Raw genomic sequence first — 16,135 nt, 5'->3', positions numbered from 1 at the left:
TGCCGAAGCGGGCGCGGCGCCGTTTCCTCGTGTGTCAGGTCCTCGTGTGTCAGGTCCTCATGTGTCAGGTCCTCATGTGTCAGGCCGCTTCACTGTCGTGCTCGGAGACGGAGGCTCGATGGCGTCCCCCGTGCCCTTCCCCGTGGACGAGACGAAGGTGGCGTACGCGCCGGGCGGGTCTCGGCGACGCTTCCCCGTTCATCCGGTCCTCGATGCGGTCCATGGCGATGATCAGGAGCCCCATGGCCGGCAAGAGCAAAAGAGCGACAACTAGCATCGGCAGCGTCCTCCTCGCGGCTTCTCTTCTCGCCTGCCCCTGACCGGCATGCGCACGGCACCGAAGTCATGGAGAGCCTGCAACGCTCCCTTCACATCTGTTGCGCGGGGCCGCGTGGCGTGACAGTGGGGCGTACCGGCGAGTGACGACCGATACCGATCGGCATTAGATCGCATGTTCGAATCATTGGGTACACTGGCCGCATGGCGACGCACCAGCTCCAGGGATCACTCTTCGATCAGAGCGACGACGTGCGCCTGGGCCCGCTGAACGGAATCCGCAGGACGGTCCTCGGCGACGGAGCGTGGATAGACCTGCTGCCGGGCTGGCTCAGCGGCGCCGACGTCCTGTTCGAACGGTTGGCCGCGGACGTCCCGTGGAAGGCCGAGCGCCGGCAGATGTACGAGCGGGTCGTGGACGTGCCGCGCCTGCTCGCCTTCTACCGCGCCGGAGAACCACTCCCCCACGCCGTGCTCGACGAGGCGCGACAAGCCCTCTCCGCGCACTACGCCGCCGAGCTCGGCGAGGCGTTCACGACGGCCGGCCTGTGCCACTACCGCGACGGGCGCGACAGCGTGGCCTGGCACGGCGACCGCATCGGCCGGGGCGCCCGCGAGGACACGATGGTCGCCATCCTCTCCGTGGGGGCACCCCGCGACCTGCTGCTCCGCCCGCGCCACGGCGGCGAGGCCGTCCGGCGCCCGCTCGGACACGGCGACCTGATCGTGATGGGCGGCTCCTGCCAGCGCACCTGGGAGCACGCCATCCCCAAGTCGACCCGGGCCGCCGGGGGACGCATCAGCATCCAGTTCCGGCCGCACGGAGTGCAGTGACCGGGCCTCACCCCTGGCGGTCGAACAGCTCAGAGCTGAGACCGTGCCAGGTGAGCGGCGGCCGACTCTGCCAATGCGCGGACCGCTGGGTGCCAGGGGCCTTCGCGGGGGCCGGTCAGTACGAGATGGCGGGACATCTCCGGCTTCAGCGGCAGCAGGACCAGGTCGGGCGGGAGCAGGGAGCGGGAGACCTCGGACAGGATGGTCACGCCGATGCCCGCCTGCACCATGGTGACCAGCGTCGTCAGGTCCCGCACTCTGTGCGCGGGAGTGAAGGGCACACCGGCCTGAGCGTGGATCGTGCGGATGCGGGCCTCGCAGTTGTTGGGCGAGATCAGGAACTGGTCGTCCTCCAAGTCCCCGATGTCGACGAGCGGTTCGTCCGCCAGCGGATGGTCCCGGGGCAGCACGGCCCGGTAGTGGTCCTCGGCCAGGTGGATGCCAAGCCCGGGCGGCGGGTCGATCAGGACGGCGGCATCCGCCACGCCGTCCCCCAGCCAGGCCGCGACCTCGGTGCTGTCTCCCTCGAAGACCCGGACTGTCACCTGGGGTTGGTCCTCGCTCCAGTGGTGAAGCAAGTCCGGGATCAGCCCCTGGCGGACCGTCGGCGTGCAGGCCAGCCGTACGGTGCCGGTCATCGTCCCGGCGGCTTCGGCCGCGATCTCTTCCACGGACCGGGCCGCCGACAGCGCGGTGCGGGCGTGCGGCAGGATCCGCTCCCCCAGCGCCGTGGTCCGCACCGGCGCGGCGCGGACCAGCAGCGGGGCGGTCAGCTCGCGTTCGAGGGAGGCAACGGCGTGTGAGACGGCGGATTGGCTCATGCCCAACTCGGCGGCGGCCGCGCTGAATCCGCCCGCTTCGACGACGGCGAGGAAGGCCCTCAGCTGGGGAATGTTCACGGTCATGCGGCGGCCTCATATAGCTATGACGTTGGTGCGTTGGTTCTATCGTTGCAGGTCGGCGACGCTTGCTCCGTGCCGCCGACTCCGGCAGGCGCGCCCATCGAACGTGTCCGAGGAGAGCCATGCCGTACATCCGCCTCACCGTCACCGACGCCGACCTGCCCACCGACCTTCAGCGCACCCTTGCCGAGGGGCTGACCGGCCTCGCGGTCTCGGCTCTTGGCAAGTCCAGCGCGCGAACCATCGTCCACATCGATGTGGTCCCGGCCGCCCGCTACTTCGTCGACGGCAAGCCGCTGACCGGCGGGCTCGACGCGCACGTCGAGGTCAGCATCACCCTGGGCACCAACAGCGCCGCGGAGAAGGGCGCCTTCATCGCCGGGGCCGAACAGCTCCTGACGGACACCCTCGGCCCGCTCGCCCGGTGCGGGGTCGCGCTGCACGAGCTGCCTCCCGAGAGCTACGGCTACAACGGCGTGACCCAGTTCGACCACTACCGCCGGGCCTAGCCGCCCAGGACAGCGGGTGTCGGGCCGTCGGGGCGGACGGTGATGCTGTAGGCGGCCTTGGCCGGGGTGGAGCGGAAGCGTGGGGTGTGGGCGGGCAGCAGGTGCTCGAGGAGGACGGTCGATTCCCGAAGGGCGAACTGCAGGCCCAGGCAGGCGCGGGGCCCGACGCCGAACGGAAAGTAGCTTCCCGGGTGGGTGGGGCGCCGCCCGGGGGTCGTGAAGCGCGCCGGATCGAATCGCTCCGGGGCCTCCCAGAGTTCGGGGTCCCGGTGGGTGAGGTAGGGGCAGACCAGGACGTCGGTGCCGGCCTCGACCTCGTACCCGGCGAGAAGGTCGTCCTGCGCCGCGCATCGCGGCAGAATCCAGGCCGACGGGTAGAACCGCAGCGTTTCGTGGACGAGCGCCTGGACGGCCTGGCGCCGCTCGGGCGAGCCCCCTGCGCCCGCGGCGAGAGCCTGCTCACGCGCCTGCGGGTTCTGGTCCAGCAGTAGGTAGAGCCAGGTCAGGGTCGAGGCGGTGGTCTCGTGCCCGGCGACCAGCAGCGTGACCAGTTCGTCGCGGATCAGCCGGTCGGTGTACTCGGGGCGCGTTTCGGACGCCTCGAGCAGGACGTGCAGCAGGCCCGGCCCGTCGGGCCCGGCCTCCTTGTCGCGCGCGGCGGCGATGGCGTGGCTCGCCACGGCGTCGATCCTGGCCAGCTCCGCGGCAACCGCCCCTTGGGCTGCGGCGCCATCGGCGGGCAGGCTTGGCAGCGCGGCCACCACCGCGGGCACGGCGGCCAGTTCGCCCTCCGTCGCCGGGTCGAGGGGATGGCCGGTCAGGGAGCGCCAGATGGTGTCCAGGGCGAAGCGGCGCATCTCGTCGCCGACGTCGAAGACCTGCCCGGTGCGGGCGTATCCGGCCCAGCGCGCCGCCGCGGTCCGGGCGGCATCGGTGATCCGCTGCTCGTAGCGGCGCATGCCCCGGCCGGTGAACTGGGACTGCAGCAGCCGCCGTTGCCGCTGCCACGCATCGCCCGTCGCGGCCAGGACGCCGTCGCCGATCAGCAGTCGGGCGCGGTGCGAACGCTTCACGTACCGGCCGGGATGGAGCGCGAGCACGTGCTGCACGGCCTCGGGGGCGGTGATCAGGACGGTCGGGCTCGAACCGAGCCTGAAAGCGGCGACACCGCCGAGCCGTTCGCGCGCCAGGGCGAAGAGGTCGATGAGTTCCCCTCCCCCGGCCCGCCACTGTCCCACGAGGGCGGGATCAAGCTCGGGGACCCGGCGCCCGGGAGGAGCCGGGAGGGAACCGGGGCGGGCGTGGGTGGCCACGGGGCTGCTCCTGTTCGGCGGCTGTACGTCGGCACGGACGGGTGGAGGCGTCACGCACTGTAGGGGAGCAGCAGCGGTACCCGACAGACCGCGTCGCCGCGTGGCCCCCCTCGCGCGCAGCACCGGAAGGGCCGGGCCCGCCACCCGGCGGCCCGGCCCTTCCGGTCGGCTGTCGGTCAGACGCGGTCGGCCGCGATCAGGACGTACTGGAAGGAGCCGTCCTTGTAAGAGTTGATGAACGCCTCTTCGATGCCGGTGACCAGGGACGACGTGGCCCGCAGCTCCCAGTACGGCAGGGTCGCGGGAGTCAGGTCGACGACGGTCTGCGGTACGAGACGGTTGTCGGCCATGGCGCGCAGGTATTCCCTGCGGGAGTGGATGTTGCACTCGAAGTGCGCGTTGATCTGGGAGACCCACTTCGACGGCTGGCCGTAACGCGGGTTCCAGCAGCCGGTGATGGTCACATACCGGCCGCCGACCTCGAGGATCCGGGAGTGCTCGGCGAAGAGGTCGTGCAGGTCGACGTACATGCTCGACTCGTTGTTCCACGAGCCCGCGGCCTGCCCGGTCTCGAAGGGCATGTCGAGCATGTTGCACACGCGGGCGTGGACGTGGTCCTGGACGCGCAGTTCCTGGGCGCGCTGGTTGGCGAAGTCGGCCTGCTTGGCCGACAGCGTCACGCCCTCGACCTTGCATCCGAACCTCTGGTGAGCCATGACCATCGAACCGCCCCGGCCGCACCCGGCGTCCACGAGCGTGTCGTCACGCCCGCGGGACCCGAGGTGGTCCAGGAGGACTTCGGCCTGCGCCGACTCCAGGCGGTGGAGCTCGGTGATCAGCTTCTTCTCGTGCTCGCTGTCGTCGGGGTCACCCAGGGCGGCGTGGTCGACGTCGCCGATGCCGTAGTGGTGGTGGTAGAGCCCGTCGACGTCACCAAGGCGCAGATTCACGGGCCGCGCCTCGTTGTTCCAGTAGCGCGCGATGTCGCCCTGGTAGGGCGTCGCCGGGCCGGGGACGAACGCGGAGGCGCTGCTGACGGTGGTGATCTCAGTGCTGGTCACAGGTGATTCCGTCCTTACCAGAAATCGGGCAGGCTGTATCGGTAGGTGTTGGTCTGGTGCCAGTAGTGGTTGCCGTCGACCCACACGGCCACGCCCCGCAGGAAGCGCAGCACGCTCGGGACGGGGCAGGAGGCGGCCAGGGCCGCGGTCTCGGCCTCGAAGTCGCGCATGAGGTCGTTGTGGACCTCGACCGCCTTCAGATAGGCGTCCCGGTCGGAGACGTCCTCGCGCTCGGCGATCACCACGGGCAGGTTCAAGTGCCGTCCGGGGGCGGCGAGTTCCTTGGTGTACGAGTACAGGTCGTTGACGATGGTGCTGGCGTTCCCGGCGAGCGCGAGGACCCGCTGCATGGCGGGCTGTGCCTGCAGGTCCGCCGGCAGTTCGTAGCCGCCGATGGTGTCGGTGATGGTGGGGCAGGGCCGGAAGTTGTTGAACTGCCGCATCGCCAGGTACTCCCACACCTCGGGCGTGTGGTCCGTCTGGGCCCAGGCGCCTTCGGCGAGGTACCCCAGGTGCAGTCGGGCCATGTCGTGCCGGAAGCGGTCGGCCTGGGAGGCGGTGGCCTGTTGGACGAAGTACTGCATCGCGGAGCGGTAGGCGCGGCGGGGGGCGTCCGCGTGCAGCGACTGGGCCCACTGCGGCTGGTACTCCTTCGTCACGTGCAGGGGGTCGAGGGCGGTGTGCGCCAGAAGAAGGCGTCCCCCGAGGCCGATGGGCGAGCCTCCGTGGTCCTCGCAGTAGCAGTCGTCGACCGCGTTCTCGGCGACCATGAGCCGGGTGGCGACCATGAGGTGGTCGATGGTCGGGGCGTCCGGATGGCAGGCGACCATGTAGCGCCCGACGGAGAAGCCGTCGAACTGGCCCTCCCACTCCTCGGGGAACAGCTCGACCTCGTCCACCGCCCAGTCCTTGATCCGGCGGCTGACCTCCGCCACCCGCGCCGGGTCGGGCTCCGCCACCGGGTGGTAGTAGAGGCCCGGGATCTGGAGGGCCTCCTTCGGCGCCTCGGCCTCCTGCGGTTCCGGCGGTTCCGACAGCTCCGGCGGTTCCGACAGCTCCGGCGACTCTGGCGGCTCTGGCGGTTCCTCGCGCCGGGCCAGGTGCAAGCCCGCCGTGCCCAGACCGCTGGGGCCGCGCAGGATCCGCTCCAGGGCGGGGCTCGCCCGTCTCACCCCGGCAGCTTGGGTGGTAGAGGCCCCGAAGCGGGCCGCAGCGGCAGGCGGGCTCGACTGCAGGGGGGAAGACCCGGGTTCGGGCATCCGTGGCTCCTTGGTGGGGTGGGTGTTCTTTCCCGGATCCGGGCACACGAGCCCGGCCCGGGAAGGTCCGGGCTTTCGTGGCCGTCCGACGGATCCTCCAGGCGGGCCTGCGGGCGATTCCTCTAGGCGGGCCTGCGGGCGATCTGCACGTTCTCCAGCACGCCGAGCGCGTTGGGCACCAGGATGGCGGCGGAGTAGTAGGTGCTGACCAGGTACGAGGTGATCGCCTGCTCGTTGATGCCCATGAAGCGCACCGACAGGCCCGGTTCGTACTCGTCCGGCAGCCCGGTCTGATGCAGACCGATGACACCTTGGTTGTCCTCGCCGATGCGCATGGCGAGGATCGAGCTGGTCTGCTCCTTGGTGATGGGGATCTTGTTGCAGGGCAGGATCGGGACGCCGCGCCAGGCCGGTACCTGCTGCCCGCCGAGGTCGACGTGATCCGGGTAGATCCCGCGGGCGTTGAGCTCGCGCCCGATCGCCGCGATCGTCCGGGGATGGGCGAGGAACAGCTTCGTGCCCCGGCGGCGGCAGAGCAGCTCGTCGAGGTCGTCCGGGATGGGCGGGCCCGAGTGGGGCTGGATCCGCTGCTTGAAGTCGGCGTTGTGGAGCAGGCCGAACTCCCGGTTGTTGATCAGCTCGTACTCCTGGCGCTCGCGCAGCGCCTCGATGGTGAGCCTGAGCTGTTCCTCGGTCTGGTTCATCGGCCCGTTGTAGAGGTCGGTGACCCTCGTGTGGACCCGCAGAACGGTCTGCGCGACGGAGAGTTCGTACTCGCGCGGCTTGAGTTCGTAGTCGACGAAGGCACCGGGCAGCGCCACTTCGCCGACATGTCCGGCCGACATCGCGATCTCGGCCTCGCCGTACTTGTTCTGGCGCTGCCGTGGGAGCCGGCTGAACTCGTGAAGGTGGGCCCGGAGGCTGGGTGCCGTGGACAGGACGGCGGCGAAGTCGGCGCGGGACAGGGTGAGCAGGGTGCCCGCGGTCTCGGCGGTCGCGGTGCAGTCCCATGTGGCGTCGGCGTCCAGAAGGGCGCTCTCCCCGAACCGGTCGCCGTCGGCAAGGACCGCGACGCCGACCTCATCGCCGTACTTCCCCACGGAGTTCTGGTTGATCCGCCCGTGGGCGATCAAGTGGAGCTGCCCGGCGGGGGTGCCGCGCTCGACGAGCACCTCGCCGGCGCGAAAGTCACGCTGGACGCACCTGTCGGCGATGGCAGTCAGCACTTCCACGTCGTCGAAGCCGCGCAGCAGGGCCAGTTCGCCGAGTTCTCGGGGAATCACCCGTACGTCGACGCCGTCTTGGACGAACTCGATGCGCCCGTCGCCGACGGTGTAGCTCAGTCGGCGGTTCACTCGGTAGGCGCCGCCCTTGGTCTCCACCCAGGGGAGCATCCGCAGCAGCCACCGAGAGGTGATCTCCTGCATCTGCGGGGCGGACTTGGTCGTGGTGGCGAGGTTGCGGGCAGCCGCGGTGCCCAGGCTGGACCGCCGGGGCGATTCCGTCTGCGATTCCGGGCTGGTCTCAACGGTCATCGGGCGAGCTCTCCTTCGCGAGCGAGGTGATCGGCGCATGCACGCCGATCGGCGAAAGCGGAAGTAGCGGGCAGCGTCGAGGAATTCGTCCTGATCCGTGGACCATTTAACGGGCGTTGCGCCTGGCTCGCCCGATAAGGCCGTTAGCAGCACTCGAAGCAGTGATCTTGCTCGGCGCGGGGTTTATCCGCACGACTGACAACGTTCTGGCCACCTGGCCGAGAGGACACCCACGTCACCTTCTCTTCGTTACCAGGAGCGCGAGTTGACGACCCGTCAGCTATCCCGTCAGGTATTCCGTCATCAAGCCACGGGGATCCGGCGGTGGATGTCCGCCAGCAGGTTCCGCATCGCCATCCGGAAGATCTCGCCCTGGTGGTCACCGAGGAAAGCGGTGTGTCCGAACACCTCAAGGACCACGAGGCCGTGCAGGTGTCCCCACGCGCTCAGGAAGAGAGCGGTCGCGGGCGGCGGCAGATGTCCGAGACCGAAATGCGGCAGCTGTTCCAGGTGCGCCCGCAGTGCGGGCGAGAGCTCGGGGCCGTCGGCCGCGGCGAGTTGCGCCGCGGTGAACCCGTCGAACAGCTCGCGCTCGAAGATGGCGCTCATCCGGCGCGTCGCCTGGGTGGTCGGGCCCTCGGCGGGTGCCACGTAGTCCCGCAGCGGCGTTCCGTACAGGAGTTGGAAGTGCTCGGGACGGGCGATGGCCCAGCGACGGTAGCCCTCGGCCGCGATCACCAGGCGCGGCAGGTCCGGGTCGTCCGCCGCGGCTTCGACGGCGGCCTGCACGGCGTGGGCCAAGTCGTCGTACGCCTTGGTGACGAGCGCCGTGACGAGGGCGTCCCGGCTCGGGAAGTAGTGGTAGAGCGCCTGCACGGTCATTCCGAGGCTGCGGGCGACCGCCCGCAGGGACAGCGCAGCGGGCCCGTGTTCGGTGATGTGACGCTCGGCGGCGTCCAGGATCTCTTGTGTGGCGGCGGCACGGCGCCGCTCACGCAGGGAGGGCGTGGCCATTGGGTGTTCCTCTGCGGGCATGCGGCGACCGCACGACGGTCACCCCTGTGGGCACCCGGGAAGTGCGGGGTGTGAGGAAAATCTAACACTGCCAAATTTCCCGCCGCGTCACTAACGTCGTTGGCGGCGACGAAGAGTGCGACACCGCACCTGTTCTGACGGAGCGGCAGGCGTTCCAAGGAGCACCACACCGGCCCTTCATCGCTCAACTCCGGCCGCCTCGCGCCGTTTTCACCGTATGGACACCAAAGGAGAGCGTGCGTGTTTGAACGCATAGCCGAACTGGCCATTCGCCGGGCCAGGCTGATACTCGTCGTCGCCGCCGTGGCCTTGGCCCTCATGGGCGCCCTGGGCGCGGGCGCCTTCGGCAAGTTGCTGGGCGGCGGCTACGACGACCCGGCATCCCAGTCCACCCGGGCCGGCGAGGTCATCGACGAGAAGTTCGACGGGGAGACGAACCTGGTCCTGCTGGTCCGTACCGCCGAAGGCCGCGTCGACACCCCGGCCGCCCGGCAGAGCGGCCGGGCCCTGGTGGCCGAACTCAAGAAGGAACAGAACCTCGAGAACGTAGTCTCGTACTGGGACACGACCAGTCCCGACCTGCGCTCCAAGGACGGCCGCGAGGCCATGGTGCTCGCCCATGTGAAGGGCGACGACCTGGAGAGGGACGAGAACGCCAAGAGCGTCATCGACGCCTACACCGGACCGTACGAGGGCGCACTCACCGTCCAGGCCGGGGGCGGCGCCGCCGTGACCAGCGAGATGGGCACGCAGTCGGGCGAGGATCTCCTCCTGGCCGAGGCCATCGCCGTGCCGCTCACCCTCGTACTGCTCCTTCTCGTCTTCGGCAGCCTGGTCTCGGCCCTGCTTCCGCTGGCGATCGGCATCGTCGCCATCGCCGGCACGTTCGCGGAGCTCTTCGTCCTCGGCAGCGTCACCGACGTCTCCATCTTCGCGATCAACCTGACCACGGCCCTGGGCCTAGGCCTCGGCATCGACTACGCCCTGCTCATGGTCAGCCGCTTCCGGGAGCAACTCGCGACCGGCGCGAGCGTGGACGACGCCGTCCGGCGGACGGTGGCCACCGCGGGCCGCACGGTCGCGTTCTCCGCCGCGACGGTGGCGGCCGCGCTCGCGGCCCTGCTGGTGTTCCCGCAGTACTTCCTGCGCTCGTTCGGCTATGCCGGAGTCGGTGTCGTCGCCATCGCGGCCGTCAGCACCCTGTTCGTCATGCCGGCCCTGTTCGTCGTCCTGGGGCACCGGGTCAACAGCGGACGCCTTCCGTGGGCGAACCGCGGGCGAACCGCCACCCGGGCGCCCCTGTGGGGACGCCTTGCGGGCACCGTCATGCGGCGCCCCGCGCTCACCGCGCTGCCCGTGCTCGCGGTCCTGCTGCTTGCGGCGAGCCCGCTGCTCGGCATCACCTTCGGCACGCCGGACGAGCGCGTCCTGCCCGAGGACGCCAAGAGCCGCCAGGTCTCGTCGGTGCTGCAGGAGAAGTTCAACGGCAACGACGACGCGGCACTCCATGTGGTCATCGACAAGGCCGTGAACAAGGCCCCGCTGGCGTCGTACGCGGGTGAGCTCTCCGGACTGGAGGGCGTGGCCCGCGTCGAGACCAGCGCGGGTACCTATACCGACGGGCGGTCCACCCCTTCCGACCCCGGCAACAGGGCCCTCGGCCGCCCCGACGCGCAGCAGATCAACGTGGTCAGCACCTTGTCGCCGAAGTCGGACGAGGCGCAGAGCCTGGTCGAGGAGGTGCGGGCGGTCGCCCCGCCCACCGGGTCACACCCCCTGGTGGGCGGAGTCGACGCCGAACTGGTCGACTCCAAGGACTCCATCGGCAGCCGGCTCCCCATCGCCGTGGCCCTGGTCGCCCTCACCACCTTCCTCCTGCTCTTCCTGTTCACCGGCAGCATCGTGCAGCCACTGCGCGCCCTGCTCCTCAACATGATCAGCCTGGGAGCGACCCTCGGCGTCATGACCTGGATCTTCCAGGACGGCAATCTCTCCTCCATGCTCGGCTTCACGGCGCAGCCCATGGAGGTGTCCATGACGGTGCTGATGTTCTGCATCGCCTTCGGCCTCTCGATGGACTACGAGGTGTTCGTCACCAGCCGCATCAAGGAACTCCACGACCTGGGCGAGGACAACGAGTCCGCCGTGACCAACGGCCTGGGGCACACCGGACGCATCGTCACCGCGGCGGCCTGCCTGCTCGCGGTGAGCTTCTTCGCCTTCGGGACGGCCAAGCTCAGCTTCATGCAGATGTTCGGCCTGGGCAGCGGCCTTGCCATCCTCATCGATGCCGTCGCCGTGCGCGGCATCCTCGTACCCGCCGCGATGCGCCTCCTCGGCCACTCGGCCTGGTACGCGCCCGGCTTCCTGCGCAAGCTCCACGGACGGTTCGGCCTCAGCGAAGGCGGACCCGCGCCCGGCGCCGCGCCGGGGCCCGTGGCCGATTCGCCGTACGTGAAGGACCCGACGCAGGTCTGACCGCGCGAGAGACCAGCGTGCCCCGCCCGCCCCGGCCACAGCCGTGAGCGGGCGGGGCGCGCCGCGGGTCAGGACAGGTAGGCCTCCACTTCGCCGAACTGCGCTGCGGGCCAGCCCGTGTTGGCGGTGACGCGCAGCCGCAGATGACGGACGTCAGGGGTGGAGCCGGGCAGCGTGATGGTCACCTTGTTGCCGTCGGCCGGGTCGAAGCGGTAGCCCTTCGACTCGGTCAGCGTGCTGTAGGTGGTGCCGTCGGCGCTGCCCTGAACGGACAGGGTCTGGGTCCTTGCCCCCCAGGCCGCGGACGGCGGCAGCTTCAGGACGAGTCTGCGCACCGCTTCCGTCTTGCCGAGGTCGACGGTGATCGACTGGGGGAAGGCGTTGTTGGTGGACTCCCAGTACGTCGCCGCATCGCCGTCGACCGCCTTGGCCGGGGTGTAGACGTCGGCGGAGCCGGTCGCGGTGGCCGGGCGGCTCCTGGTGAGGTTGCGGTCCGGGTCGGGGTCCGGGTTGCCGCCGCCGGGCCGCGGCCAGGTCGAGCAGTCGTCCCAGGTGCTGTCCCAGCCGGAGTTGCCGCCGCCGTCGGTGAGGGCGAAGGTGCCGGAGCCGGCCGGGTAGGGGCAGTTGTAGATGCCTGCCGAGCCCACCCCGGTGGCCTTGACGTTCGACATCTTCACGGCGCCCGGCGTCTCGGCCTGGACGACGACCGTGCCCACCTTGTCGATGGTCGTGCGGTCGATGCTGACGTTCTTCACCGCCTTGCCGGTGCCGCCGCCCGACACGAACTCGTACGCGCTCCAGGGACTGTCGGTGATCGTCGTGTCGGTGATGTTCACCGTGGCCTCGATGGCACTGTCGTACGCGTCCACGCGCAGCGCGCCCATCGGGTGCTGCCAGTTGGGGTTCATGGCACCGGTGCGGACGAGGCTGTTCCCGGAGACGGTGATGGTGCCGGCCAGCGGGAAGAACGGGTCCATGAACTTCTGGTTGGAGATGGCGATGCCGCTGCCCAGGGCGTTGGTGTCGAGGATCAGGTTGTCCTTGACGGTGATGTCGCGGCCGCCGTAGATGGCGATGCCGTTGGCGAGGTTGGGCTGCGAGATGGTGTTGCCCGCGAAGGTCGAGTCGCTGTTGGTGGTGTTGAGGGACCACATCGCCAGGGCGTCGTCGCCTGTGTTCCGGAGGAAGTTGTCGCGTACCTCGACGCCCTTGGCCGTGCCGTTGAGGTTCAGGCCGTCAGCCGTCATGTCGAGGAAGCGGTTCTTCTCCACGACCAGGTTGTCGTTGTTGCCCGTCAGCCACAGGCCGACCTTGAGGTGCTGCAGCCACATGCCGGAGACGGTGGAGTTCGGGCCGAGCGAACCGTTGACGAAGTTGTCCGGACTGCTGTCGACCCGCTCGGTGACCTCGCCGATGACCGCGAAGTCGTGCAGGCCCACCTTGCCGGTGGGTGCGCCCGACTGGTCGATGAAGCGTGAACTGCGGACGACTGAATGCCAGTTGCCCGCACCGCGGATCGTGACGTCGTCGACGTTGTTGAGCGACTGGGTGAGCTTGTACTCGCCCGGCGGGATCCACACCGTGCCGCCCTTGGCGGCGGCGATGGTCTCGCGGAAGGCCTGGGTGGAGTCACCCTGGCCGGTGGGGTCGGCGCCCTTGTCGGTGACCGAGAGCGCGCCGGACGGCTTCCCCGCGGCGGCTTCCACCTGCTCGACGTCGGCGACGTCGACCGTGACTTGGGTGGAGGTGGCTTCCAGCTTCACCTTGTCGCCGGACTGCAGGTCCTGGCCGAGCCGCAGCCGTGCGTTGTCGAAGAGGTGGTGGGTCTTGGAGCCCGCGATCCAGGAGGTGTCCACGTAGCTGTACTTCGACGTGACGGCCAGCGTCTTGGAGATCTTCTGCCCGTTGACGTACACGGCCATCGAACCCGATTGACCGTCGGGGACGTTGTAGGCGACGTTGAGGGCGTTGGCCGCCTTGCCGAGCGTGAACTCGACGCTCTGACCCGCCGCTAGGCGAACCGCCTGCCGTCCCGACGCCTCGGAGGCGACAGTGCCCTGGGTGTAGTCGGGGCCGATCCTGGTGCCGTTCGTGGTCGCGCTCTCCGCCTCGACGGAGGTGAAGGGCAGCGTGGCGCCCGCGGCCGCCTCTGCGGCTTGCGCGCCGGTGGCCGTGAGGCCGGTGACGAGGGTGCCGACGAGGCCTGCGGTGGCCACGGCGGCGAACCACTTGTGGGTGGGTCTTGGGGTGCTCCTGACATGTCTGGTCATGGGGTGGTGCACCTTCCTTGTGAGTGGGGAGGTCAGTGCTCGGTCTTGATGTGCGCGGTCAACTGGGGGGCGTGGCGCGGTGCAGGAGTCAGACGCGCAGCCAGACCGCCATGTCCTGCGGCAGGCGGCCTGCCTCGTCCAGCGGGCCACTGGCCAGCAGGAGGCGTGTGTGGGCGGGGAGTTCACAGGGCTCGGGGGCGAGGTTGACGACGCAGACCAGGCCCGGCTCGCGTACGAAGGCCAGGACGCCGTCGACGGTGGTCGGCAGCCAGGTCAACGGGCCGTCGCCGAAGCCCGGTTCGATGCGGCGCAGGCGCAGGGCGGCGCGGTAGAGCGTGAGCATGGAGCGGGGGTCCGTGGCCTGGAGATCGGCGGCGTACGCGGGCCAGCCCTCCGGCTGCGGCAGCCAGGGGCCGGTCATCGAGCCGAAGCCCGCGTGGGGTTCACCGGCCGTCCAGGGCAGGGGCACCCGGCAGCCGTCGCGGCCGGGGTCGGTGCCGCCGGAGCGGAAGTGCATGGGGTCCTGGATGCGGTCCAAGGGGATGTCGGCCTCGGGCAGGCCGAGTTCGTCGCCCTGGTAGATGTAGACCGCGCCGGGCAGGGCGAGGGCGAGCAGGGCCGCGGCGCGGGCGCGGCGGGTGCCGAGCGCCAGGTCGGTGGGGGTGCCGAACGCCTTGGCCGCGAAGTCGAAGCCGGTGTCGTCGCGGCCGTAGCGGGTGACCGTGCGCGTCACGTCGTGGTTGCACAGCACCCAGGTCGCGGGGGCGCCGACCGGGGCGTGCTCGGCGAGGGTGGCCTCGATGGACGTACGCAGCTTCTTCGGATCCCAAGGGCAGGACAGGAAGGAGAAGTTGAAGGCGGTGTGCATCTCGTCGGGGCGCAGATAGCGGGCGAAGCGTTCGGCGTCGGGGAGCCAGACCTCGCCGACGAAGATGCCCGCGTACTCATCGGCGACGGCCCGCCAGGAGCGGTAGATGTCGTGCAGTTCGTCGCGGTCGATGAAGGGGTGCGGGTCGATTCCCTCGGTGAAGTCGGGCAGGGCGGGGTCCTTGGCGGGCAGGGCGGCGGAGTCGATCCGCACGCCTGCCACGCCCCGCTCGAACCAGAACCGCAGGACGTCCTCGTGCTCCTGGCGGACCGCGGGGTGGGCCCAGTTGAGGTCGGGCTGCTCGGGGGCGAAGAGGTGGAGGTACCACTCGCCGTCCTCGACGCGGGTCCAGGTCGACGCGGTCGCCGAGAACTGGGACGGCCAGTCGTTGGGCGGGAGTTCGCCGTGTGCGCCGCGGCCCGGGCGGAAGTGGAAGAGCTCGCGTTCGGGGGCGCCGGGGCCTGCGGCCAGGGCCGCCTTGAACCAGGGGTGCTGGTCGGATACGTGATTGGGGACGATGTCGACGATGGTGCGGATACCGAGCGCGCGTGCCTCGGCGATCAGCTTCTCGGCCTCTGCGACGGTGCCGAACGCGGGATCGATGACGCGGTAGTCGGTCACGTCATAGCCGCCGTCGACCATGGGCGAGAGGTACCAAGGGCTGAACCACAGTGCGTCTACGCCGAGTTCGGCGAGATAGGGCAGCTTGGCCCGGACACCCGCGAGGTCCCCGGTGCCGTCACCGTCGCCGTCCGCGAAGCTGCGTACGTACACCTGATAGATGGCGGCGGAGCGCCACCAGGAGGCATCGGTCGGGGAGGTTGCTGCCACGTGAGGTTCCTTTCGGGCAGGTGGGACCCCGTCGCCGTGGCGCTGGGGCGGTGAGGCGGTGGCGGGGTGCGCGGGGTGGCCCCGGGGTCAGCCCTTGAGGCTGCCGGCGGTCAGGCCGCTCATGATGTTGCGCTGGAAGATCAGGAAGATGATCAGGGTCGGCAGCGAGGCGATGGCGAGGGCGGCCAGGAGCCAGTTCTCGGAGACGCTGGCGGCCAGGGAGTAGATGCCGACGTTGACCGTCTGCTTGGCGGGGTCGGGCAGGGTGAGCATCGGCCAGAGGAAGTCCTTCCAGACCGCGACCACCGCGAAGATCGACACGACGCCGAGGATCGGCCGGGACAGCGGCAGGACCACGGAGCGCAGGGTGCGCAGGGAGGAGGCGCCGTCGATGGCGGCGGCGTCCAGGAGCTCGCGCGGGATGGAGTCGAAGAACCGCTTGAGCAGGAAGATGTTGAAGGCGTTGGTGACCGAAGGGAGCCAGATCGCCCAGGGCGAGTTGATGAGGTTGCGCTCCACGACCGGCACGTCCAGGACGGTCAGGTACTGCGGTACGACCAGGACGGTGGCCGGGATCATGAGAGTGAGCAGCATCGCGCCGAGGATCGCCTTGCCGAAGACGGGTCGCAGCTTGGAGAGCGAGTAGGCGGCGGCCACGTCGAAGATCAGCTGGAAGGCGAGGGCGCCGAAGGCGTAGTACAGGGTGTTGAACAGGAGCCGGGCCAGGTCCATCACGCCCCAGGCGTCCGCGTAGTTCCGCGGATGGACGGCGTCGGGTACCAGGGTGGGCGGTGTCTGGGCGAATTCCTGCGGGGACTTGAGGCCGCTGGTGACCATCCAGTACAGCGGGCCGATGAAGACCAGGGTGAAGACGACGGTCACCACGGTGAAGGCGGTCCAGTACAGGACCTTGCCGCGCGGGCGGGCCAGTTGGGCCGGGGAGATCAGGGTGCGTGTGCTCATG

General features: G+C 69.9%; 12 protein-coding genes. 3 read left to right on the top strand and 9 right to left on the bottom strand.

All coding sequences use genetic code 11. From position 1 onward, the window contains the following. The first annotated feature begins 480 nt into the window (after window positions 1-480). Window positions 481-1,110 (top strand): alpha-ketoglutarate-dependent dioxygenase AlkB, encoded by a 630-nt coding sequence (locus tag ABD378_RS07080; RefSeq protein ID WP_344519576.1) that lies wholly within the window; start codon window positions 481-483, stop codon window positions 1,108-1,110. 29 nt (window positions 1,111-1,139) lie between these two features. On the opposite strand, the gene ABD378_RS07075 is transcribed toward ABD378_RS07080, so the two are convergent. After that, a complete protein-coding gene (locus ABD378_RS07075) occupies window positions 1,140-2,015 on the bottom strand; it encodes a LysR family transcriptional regulator (protein WP_344519575.1) in 876 nt (291 codons plus the stop codon). 119 nt (window positions 2,016-2,134) lie between these two features. Here ABD378_RS07075 and ABD378_RS07070 point away from each other — a divergent pair, with 119 nt between their 5' ends. Further along, window positions 2,135-2,521, top strand: a complete 387-nt coding sequence (locus tag ABD378_RS07070) for a tautomerase family protein (RefSeq protein WP_344519574.1) — start codon at window positions 2,135-2,137, stop codon at window positions 2,519-2,521. On the opposite strand, the gene ABD378_RS07065 is transcribed toward ABD378_RS07070, so the two are convergent. The 5 genes from ABD378_RS07065 to ABD378_RS07045 all read right to left on the bottom strand — a co-directional run bounded on the left by ABD378_RS07065 (window position 2,518) and on the right by ABD378_RS07045 (window position 8,724). Next, window positions 2,518-3,834 carry a cytochrome P450 gene (locus tag ABD378_RS07065; protein WP_344519573.1) on the bottom strand — a complete coding sequence of 439 codons (1,317 nt, stop codon included), beginning with the start codon at window positions 3,832-3,834 and terminating at the stop codon, window positions 2,518-2,520. The genes ABD378_RS07070 and ABD378_RS07065 overlap by 4 nt on opposite strands. A gap of 176 nt (window positions 3,835-4,010) precedes the next feature. Further along, window positions 4,011-4,895 carry a geranyl diphosphate 2-C-methyltransferase gene (locus ABD378_RS07060; protein WP_344519572.1) on the bottom strand — a complete coding sequence of 295 codons (885 nt, stop codon included), beginning with the start codon at window positions 4,893-4,895 and terminating at the stop codon, window positions 4,011-4,013. A gap of 14 nt (window positions 4,896-4,909) precedes the next feature. Continuing rightward, window positions 4,910-6,154, bottom strand: a complete 1,245-nt coding sequence (locus tag ABD378_RS07055; protein ID WP_344519571.1) for a family 2 encapsulin nanocompartment cargo protein terpene cyclase — start codon at window positions 6,152-6,154, stop codon at window positions 4,910-4,912. A 122-nt stretch (window positions 6,155-6,276) separates the two neighbouring features. Further along, complete coding sequence (locus ABD378_RS07050; protein ID WP_344519570.1) at window positions 6,277-7,689, bottom strand: family 2B encapsulin nanocompartment shell protein; 1,413 nt, start codon at window positions 7,687-7,689, stop codon at window positions 6,277-6,279. A gap of 303 nt (window positions 7,690-7,992) precedes the next feature. Continuing rightward, window positions 7,993-8,724: a TetR/AcrR family transcriptional regulator gene (locus ABD378_RS07045; RefSeq protein ID WP_344519569.1), complete on the bottom strand. Its 732-nt coding sequence runs from the start codon at window positions 8,722-8,724 to the stop codon at window positions 7,993-7,995. Between the two features lie 240 nt (window positions 8,725-8,964). Between ABD378_RS07045 and ABD378_RS07040 the strand changes: the two genes are divergently transcribed. Then, on the top strand, window positions 8,965-11,202 hold the full coding sequence (locus tag ABD378_RS07040) for an MMPL family transporter (RefSeq protein ID WP_344519568.1): 2,238 nt from the start codon (window positions 8,965-8,967) through the stop codon (window positions 11,200-11,202). 68 nt (window positions 11,203-11,270) lie between these two features. Here ABD378_RS07040 and ABD378_RS07035 read toward each other — a convergent pair whose 3' ends face one another. The 3 genes from ABD378_RS07035 to ABD378_RS07025 all read right to left on the bottom strand — a co-directional run bounded on the left by ABD378_RS07035 (window position 11,271) and on the right by ABD378_RS07025 (window position 16,134). Further along, a complete protein-coding gene (locus tag ABD378_RS07035) occupies window positions 11,271-13,472 on the bottom strand; it encodes a discoidin domain-containing protein (RefSeq protein WP_344519567.1) in 2,202 nt (733 codons plus the stop codon). An 88-nt stretch (window positions 13,473-13,560) separates the two neighbouring features. Continuing rightward, window positions 13,561-15,171, bottom strand: a complete 1,611-nt coding sequence (locus ABD378_RS07030) for a glycoside hydrolase family 13 protein (RefSeq protein ID WP_344519566.1) — start codon at window positions 15,169-15,171, stop codon at window positions 13,561-13,563. A gap of 87 nt (window positions 15,172-15,258) precedes the next feature. Further along, complete coding sequence (locus tag ABD378_RS07025; protein ID WP_344519565.1) at window positions 15,259-16,134, bottom strand: carbohydrate ABC transporter permease; 876 nt, start codon at window positions 16,132-16,134, stop codon at window positions 15,259-15,261. Window position 16,135 lies beyond the last annotated feature (1 nt).

It is taken from the genome of Streptomyces rectiviolaceus, from assembly GCF_039533825.1.
GTDB lineage: Bacteria > Actinomycetota > Actinomycetes > Streptomycetales > Streptomycetaceae > Streptomyces > Streptomyces rectiviolaceus.
The sequence above is the reverse complement of the archived record's forward strand: the minus strand, read 5'-3'. Positions and strand labels throughout refer to the sequence as shown.